The following is a 6,789-nucleotide window of genomic DNA, read 5'->3' as shown; positions in this document are numbered from 1 at the left end:
CCATGCACCCCGGCGTTGCTCCAGTCCCCCAGCAGCAGGCCGTCATCGGGACCTCGCAGCGATGTCGGGTGGTGCAGCATCAGCATCACCGACGCCCCCGTCCCCGCCAGCATCAGCGTCCCCGCCTGCCGCGCCTCGCGTTTCATATCCATTCCGCCCTCCCGTTCGACGCCTCAGGTCTGGGCAAGGCGATCCGGGAAGGCGAGAGACGAACCCGCCCCGATGTCCGCTTCCGGACGATCAGGCCGGATTGTCCGCCATCGCCGCCGTGACCCGGGGTCCGTCCGTGGCTATCGTCCGGTCATGGATCAGCCGTCGCCCCGCGATCTCGACCGCCGCATCCAGCGGACCCGCAAGGCGATCTCCGACGCCTTCGTCAGCCTGCTGTTCAGCCGCCGCTACGGCGCGATCCGCACCGCCGACGTCATCGAGGCGGCCGGCGTCGGCCGCTCGACCTTCTATGAGCATTTCCGCAACAAGGACGAGGTCCTCGTCGCGGTCATCGAACCCCTGTTCAATCCGCTAGCCGACGCAGCGACAGGCCGGGGCAACCTGGGCTCCGTCCGCTTTATGCTGGATCATGTCTGGGAACAGCGCGCGGCGGGCCGGATGCTGTTCGAGCCACCGCTGGCGATCAAGCTGCAGCGCAAGCTGGCCGCCATGATCGAGGCCCGTCTGCCGGGCGACGACGCGGATGCGCCGCCCCGGGCGCTGGTCGCCATGGGCGCGGCCGCCGGCGCGCTGGCCATGCTGCGGATGTGGCTGGCGGGTGAGGTCGCCTGCTCGTCGGAGATGCTCGCCCGCCGGCTTCTCGGGCGTTAGGCCGCCGCCCGCGCGTTCTGGTCCGTCCACTCGACGACCTGGGTGTTGAAGTCCCGCGCCGCCGTGTCGAACGCGGCGACGATGGCGCCGATGCGGTTCTCCCCGGCCGGCTGCTCGATGGTGAAGACGCGCTCCGCCGCCACGGTCCGCTCCTGGGTGTTCAGCAGACGGATCCGCGCGATGATGGTCACCACAGGCGCGGCGCCGGGCGTGTGATAGCGGGCCTCGAAGGTGCGCACGTCGATGTCCAGCGCCTGCGAGGCGCGGGTCAGTTCACGCGGCCCGACCAGCCGCACCCGCGTGGCCTGCGCCGCGAAGGCGCTCTCCAGCGAGTCGCTGAACAGGATGTCGGCCGAGCTGACCCAGCGCGCGCCCTTGATGTACGCCGCCTCGGTGCCGGTGACGCCGAGGATGCGGTCCTCGCGCACCGCCTGGGCGAACTCGGGCCGGCGCATGGCCACCTGCACGGCCGAGGCCGGGCTTTCCTGCTCGTTCACGCCCGAGGGCAGATTGCCGAAGCGGTACAGCTGGGCCGGTTCCGGCGTCGACAGCAGGGAGCAGCCGCCCAGCGTGGCGACGGCGGCCAGGGCGGCGGCGCCTTTCAGGAGACGGATCACGGCTGAACCTCCAGTTCACGGGATTGCGGACGCGAGATGAACTCGCGCGGGCTGGCCCGCACGTCGTCGATCAGGGCCTGAAGCGAGCGGGTCGCCTCGTCGAGCTGCTGGATCGACTGCTGCAGTTGCGGCAGGCCGGTGGTGGCGAAGTCGCCCAGCGGCCGTTCCAGGCTGGTCGCGGAACGGTTGATCGAAGCCACGGCCTCGCGGGCCTCCTCGGCGGCGGCGTTGACGTTGGCCACGGCCTTCGCCCCATCGCCCTCGACGACCCGGCGGGTGCTGATGGCCAGTTGCTCGTACTCGCCGACGGCGGCGTTGGCGCGGGTCAGCGCCTGCTCCAGCTGCTCCAGCATGCCCTTGCGGGCTTCCAGTTCGGTGGTCAGGGACTCGATGTTCTTCAGGCTGGTCGAGAAGCTGCGCACATTGTCGTCGGACAGCACCCGGTTGATCCGGTTCAGCGCGTCCACCGTCTGGGCCAGCACCGTGCCCGAGCCGCTCAGCAGCTCGGCGATCGGCGACGGCTGGCTCTGGATCACCGGCACCGAATTGGCCGCGTACTGTTCCTTCAGCTTGGCGCTGTTGGGGTCGCCCGCCGTGATCTGGATATAGTTCAGCCCGGTGATGCCCTGCGGCTCCAGCTGGGCGCGGCTGGTCACGCGCACCGGGGTGGTGGCGTCCACCCGGATGCGGGCGATGACCTGGTCGCCCTTGTTCGGGTCCAGCTTCAGGTCGGTGACCTCGCCGACGCGGATGCCGTTGAAATGCACCTCGCCGCCCTCTGACAGCCCACGCACGGGGCCGTAGAAGACGATGTCATAGAGATCATAGTCGCTGTTGAACTGCAGGCGGGCCAGCCAGATCGTGAACACGGCCAGCGCCGCCAGAAGGGCGATGGTGGCGATGCCGACGGCGGCGTAATGAGCGTCTCTTTCCATATTCCCGCTCTCCTCAAGCGGCCCTGTCGGCAGCGCGACCGCGCGGCCCCAGGAAGTATTCCCTGATCCAGGGATGGTCGGATTTCTCCAACTCCTGGACCGTGGCCTTGGCGACCACATGTTTGTCGGCGAGCACCGCAACCTTGTCGGTGATGGCGTAGAGGCTGTCGAGGTCGTGGGTGATCATGAACACCGTCAGCCCCAGATCGTTCGACAGCTGGCGGATCAGATCGTCGAAGGCGGCGGCGCCGATGGGGTCCAGCCCGGCCGTCGGCTCGTCCAGGAACAGCAGTTCCGGGTCCAGCGCCAGCGCGCGGGCCAGGCCGACCCGCTTGCGCATGCCGCCTGACAGCTCGGCGGGCTTCAGATGGTGTGATTCCGGCCCCAGCCCGACCATGGCGATCTTCATCTCGGCCAGTTCGCGGATCACCTCGCGCGACAGGTGGGTGTGCTCGACCAGGGGCGAGGCCACGTTGTCCAGCACGCTGAGCGACGAGAACAGGGCCCCCTGCTGAAACAGGATGCCGGTGCGCCGCTCAACGTCGGCCTCCTGCGCCTTGGTCAGCGTCGCGCGGTCGTGGCCCAGGATGCTGACCGTGCCGCCCTCGGGCTCCTTCAGGCCGATGATGGTGTTCAGCAGCACCGTCTTGCCGGTGCCCGAGCCGCCGACCACGCCCAGGACCTCGCCCCGCTCCACGTCGAGGTCGAGGTTCTCGTGGATCGTGCGGTCGCCGAACTGGCTCAGCAGTCCGCGCACCTCGATGAGCTTTTCCGGCGCGCCGGTCTGGGAAGCCGTCACAGGTTCAGCTCCAGGAAGATCAGGGCGAAGACGGCGTCCAGCGAGATGATGGCGAAGATGGCCTGCACCACCGCCGCGGTCACCCGGCGGCCGAGGCTTTCGACATCGCCCGCCACGGCCATGCCCTGCCGGCAGCCGATGGCCGCGATGACGATAGCGAAGACCGGCGCCTTGACCATGCCGACCATCAGATGGGTGCCCATCATCGGATCCTCGCTGATCCGCTGGACGAAGAAGGCCGGGCCGTAGCTGAGCTGGCTCCACGTCACCAGCAGGCCGCCAAGGAGGCCTGCGAGCATGCCGACGAAGGTCAGGATGGGCAGCATCACGATCATTGAGGCCAGACGCGGAATGACCAGCGCCTGGAAGGGGTTCACCCCCATCACCTGCATGGCGTCGACCTCCTGGTTCATCCGCATCGAGCCGATCTCGGCCGCGAAGGAGGAGGCGGAGCGGCCCGCCAGCAGGATGGCCGTGATCAGCACCGCCAGTTCGCGCAGGGTCGCCACCGCGACCAGCTGGACTGTGAACACCCCGGCCCCGAACTGGGTCAGCAGGTTGGCGCCGAGGAAGGCGATGACGGCGCCGATGAAGAAGTTGGTGACCGCCACGATCGGGATGGCGTCCAGCCCGGCGCGCTCGCCCTGGCTGAACCAGGCGGGCCAGCGGATCTTGTCCCAGTGCTTGGCCGTCGAACCCGTGGCCGTGACCAGCCGTCCGAGGAAGGCCATCGAAAGGGTCGCCTCGGCCAGGATGTCGTGCATCCCGCGCCCGATCTTGGCGAAGGTCCGGATCCAGCCCGGCGACCGCTTCGGCGGCCCGGCGCTGTCGCGCTCCAGCTTCTCGACCATGGCGTAGGTGCGCCCGACCTCCGGACGCTCGGCCCAGGCCGATGCGGGCAGTTGGGCATGCCCGGCCTGAATGATCGCCAGCGCCCCGGCGGTGTCGAACCGGCCCAGATCCGTCAGGTCCACCGACGTGATCTCGCGGCCCTTCAGCCCGTCGTCCAGCCGGCGCGAGATGCGGCCCAGCTCGGTCGCCGTCCAGTCGCCGGTCAGACGCAGGGTCAGACCCGGTCCGCCGTCGTCGATCTGGAAATCCGCTGCGGCCATGCCCCTACCTAAATCGCCCCGTGGCGCTTGCCTATGCCTGCTCTACGGCAAAGCTGCGGCGCCCATCATAACGCCACGCGGCCGTATTCGTTCAGCCACGCTTTCAAACGTTTACGCCTCAGAGCAGGCCGCGGACCTTTTTCAGGTCGGCCACGAAGCGCTCCCGCTCCTTCGCCGCCGCCTCACGGTCGGGAATCCGCAGCAGATAGGAAGGGTGGACCGTCAGAAGAGCGGTCGCGTCGTGCAGCGGCATGGGCCGCCCCCGTTCCGTGGTCACGGCCACCTTTCGGCCCAGCACGCCCAGCGCCGCCGTCCCGCCCAGCGTCAGGATCACCCTGGGCCTCACCAGCCGCCGCTCGGCGTCCAGCCACCACCGGCAGGCGCTCACCTCGCTGACCGCCGGCGTCTTGTGGATGCGCCGCTTGCCGCGGGGTTCGTGCTTGAAATGCTTCACGGCGTTGGTGACGAAGACGTCGCCGCGATCAATCCCCGCCTCCTCCAGCGCGGCGTCCAGCACCTGTCCCGCCGGGCCGACGAAGGGCCGCCCGGCCAGGTCCTCCTGATCCCCCGGCTGTTCGCCCACGATCATCAGCTTCGCCCGCTTCGGCCCCTGGCCGCACACCCCCTGCGTCGCATCCCGCCACAGCGGACAACGGCGGCAGGCCTGCACCGCATGACCCAGCTCTTCGAGATCGGACGGGACGAAGCCCTCCTCGAAGGCATGGTCCCGGTTCATCCGCGACAGCGTCTTGGCCAGGCGGACGTTGGGTTCGGGAGCGGGCGCGGCGACCATGGCGTCTGTCCGAACCGACGCCGCGGCCACCAGTTCCGGGATCAGCGCCGCCTCCGGCAGATTGGCCCAGTACCGCTTGGGCATCTCCCCCTGCATGGTCCTGGTCTTCAGCCGCGCCGGATTGAAGGTCGAGGCGTAGTAGGTCTTCCAGAACTCCTCGACCTCGTCCTCGGCCGGCGCCATGTCCCGGGTGGCGGGCGGGCCATAGGTCAGGGCCTGCGTATCCCAGAAGGCCGAGCCGTCGGGCGTCAGTATCGACCAGCGCATGGACGAGAAGCGCCGGGCGAAGAAGGGCGCGGTCTTCTCCACGACCCGATGCGCCGGCTCGAACCAGGCGACCCAGGCCTCTCCCCGGTCGTCCTCGGCCAGCCGGAAGCGGACGAAGGCCTTCATCTTGTGGCTGGCGCGGCTGACGTTCTTGGCCCGCTCGAAGGCGTCGGCGACGTCGCGGTCGCTGACCACCTTCATCAGGTCCGGTTCGCGCTCCAGCCGCCACAGCAGCCGGTACAGCAGATCGAACCGGTCGGCGGACCGATGCAGGATCACGTTCCCGGCCAGATCGACGAAGGCCCGGGGAACAGGAAACCGCGCCTCCTCCCCCGTTTGAAGCGAGGCCTCATCAAACAGGCCGCCCGCATCAGCTCCCACGCGGAACGCGGCCTCCTCCGGCGGCACGCCCGCCGCGCGGAAGGCCCGCGCCGCCTTGCGCCAGCCCTCGAAGTCCGTCTCGCCCGCCAGGGCCGCGACGCGCATTAGAACAGGCTCATCTGCACGGGCTGCCGATCCGGCGCGATCCGGGCGCGCAGGTCGGCGGCGTCGGTCAGCCCGCCCGGCGTCCAGTCCAGGGTCACGATAAAGGGCCGCACCTTGTCGATGCCTCGACAGAGGCGCGCCACGTCTTCCAGCCGCAGGGTCCTGTAACGCCGTACCGAGATCATCCGGTCCACCGACTTCACCCCCAGGCCCGGCACGCGCAGCAGGCTCTCGTGGGGAGCGGTGTTCACATCGACCGGGAACTGCTCACGCCGGTTCAGGGCCCAGGCCAGTTTCGGATCGATGGCCAGGTCCAGCATCCCGTCCGTCGTCGCCTCTCCGATTTCAGGCGGCGAGAAGCCGTAGAACCGCATCAGCCAGTCGGCCTGATACAGCCGGTGTTCCCGCATCAACGGCGGCTTCGACAGCGGCAGGCTGGAAGACGCGTCCGGAATCGGGCTGAAGGCGGAATAGTAGACCCGGCGCAGGCCGTAGCCGCCGTAGAGCGACGCCGACCGGTCGATGATCTCCGTGTCCGGCGCGCCGTCGGCCCCAACGATCAACTGGGTCGACTGGCCCGCCGGCGCGAACTTCGGCGCCTTGACCCGCTCGCGCCGGCTTGGCTTGGCGGCTTCCACGCCCAGCCGCACCTGCCCCATCGCCTTCTTGATGACGCCGACGTCCTTCTGAGGCGCCAGCCGCCGCAGGGCCTCGTCGCGCGGCAGTTCGATATTGGCCGACAGTCGGTCGGCGTACAGCGCCGCCTCGGCGATCAGCCGCTCGTCCGCCTCGGGGATCAGCTTCAGGTGGATGTAGCCGCGGAAGTCGTGCGCCTCCCTCAGCGTCTTCGCCACCAGGACCAGTTGCTCCATCGTATAGTCGCCCGACCGGATGATGCCGGACGACAGGAACAGACCCTCGATGTAGTTCCGGCGGTAAAAGCTCAGCGTCAGGTCCA

7 protein-coding genes are annotated in these 6,789 nt (G+C 69.1%); 1 reads left to right on the top strand and 6 read right to left on the bottom strand.

Annotated features, from left to right (window positions below; all coding sequences use genetic code 11):
• Positions 1 to 303 precede the first annotated feature (303 nt).
• Complete coding sequence (locus Q0C81_RS12775) at positions 304 to 822, top strand: TetR/AcrR family transcriptional regulator (protein ID WP_291838426.1); 519 nt, start codon at positions 304 to 306, stop codon at positions 820 to 822.
• Here the strand turns inward: Q0C81_RS12775 and Q0C81_RS12770 are convergent.
• The 6 genes from Q0C81_RS12770 to Q0C81_RS12745 all read right to left on the bottom strand — a co-directional run.
• A complete protein-coding gene (locus tag Q0C81_RS12770) occupies positions 819 to 1,439 on the bottom strand; it encodes an ABC-type transport auxiliary lipoprotein family protein (RefSeq protein ID WP_291838423.1) in 621 nt (206 codons plus the stop codon). The genes Q0C81_RS12775 and Q0C81_RS12770 overlap by 4 nt on opposite strands.
• Entirely contained in the window at positions 1,436 to 2,374 is a 939-nt protein-coding gene (locus Q0C81_RS12765; protein ID WP_291838421.1) for an MlaD family protein, read from the bottom strand. The genes Q0C81_RS12770 and Q0C81_RS12765 overlap by 4 nt, the downstream gene beginning before the upstream one ends.
• A 13-nt stretch (positions 2,375 to 2,387) precedes the next feature.
• Positions 2,388 to 3,173 (bottom strand): ABC transporter ATP-binding protein, encoded by a 786-nt coding sequence (locus tag Q0C81_RS12760; RefSeq protein ID WP_291838419.1) that lies wholly within the window; start codon positions 3,171 to 3,173, stop codon positions 2,388 to 2,390.
• A complete protein-coding gene (locus tag Q0C81_RS12755; protein ID WP_291838416.1) occupies positions 3,170 to 4,285 on the bottom strand; it encodes an ABC transporter permease in 1,116 nt (371 codons plus the stop codon). The genes Q0C81_RS12760 and Q0C81_RS12755 overlap by 4 nt, the downstream gene beginning before the upstream one ends.
• A gap of 118 nt (positions 4,286 to 4,403) precedes the next feature.
• On the bottom strand, positions 4,404 to 5,831 hold the full coding sequence (locus Q0C81_RS12750; protein ID WP_291838414.1) for a UdgX family uracil-DNA binding protein: 1,428 nt from the start codon (positions 5,829 to 5,831) through the stop codon (positions 4,404 to 4,406).
• A partial coding sequence (locus Q0C81_RS12745; RefSeq protein ID WP_291838412.1) for a putative DNA modification/repair radical SAM protein occupies positions 5,831 to 6,789 on the bottom strand: 959 nt, incomplete at its 5' end. The genes Q0C81_RS12750 and Q0C81_RS12745, both read right to left, overlap by 1 nt.

It is taken from the genome of Brevundimonas sp., assembly GCF_023259385.1.
Lineage (GTDB): Bacteria > Pseudomonadota > Alphaproteobacteria > Caulobacterales > Caulobacteraceae > Brevundimonas.
The sequence above is the reverse complement of the archived record's forward strand: the minus strand, read 5'-3'. Positions and strand labels throughout refer to the sequence as shown.